Below are 268 nucleotides of genomic sequence, written 5' to 3'. Positions count from 1 at the left end.
CCACGCCGTCAACGAGATCAAGCTGGGCAAGGTGGCTGGCCTGGCCGACTACCGCATGGCCAGCGAAGCGGAGATCCTCGCCCACCTGGGCAGCGAACCCGGTTTCCTCGGCCCGGTGAACCCGCGCCAGGCGATCCGCGTGGTGGCCGACCGGGATGTCGCGGCGATGGCGGACTTCGTCGTCGGCGCCAACGAGGCCGGCTTCCACCTCACCGGCGTCAACTGGGGCCGCGACCTGGCCGAGCCGGAGACCGTGGCCGACATCCGC

Annotated in this window: 1 protein-coding gene; it reads left to right on the top strand. The window is 71.6% G+C overall.

Annotation, left to right across the window (positions count from 1 at the left end):
- On the top strand, window positions 1-268 hold a 268-nt coding region (locus OH705_RS27530), incomplete at both ends, for a YbaK/EbsC family protein (protein ID WP_323873509.1).

The organism is Pseudomonas sp. BJa3 (assembly GCF_026343815.1).
GTDB lineage: Bacteria > Pseudomonadota > Gammaproteobacteria > Pseudomonadales > Pseudomonadaceae > Aquipseudomonas > Aquipseudomonas soli.
This window is presented reverse-complemented; position numbering and strand designations above follow the sequence as displayed.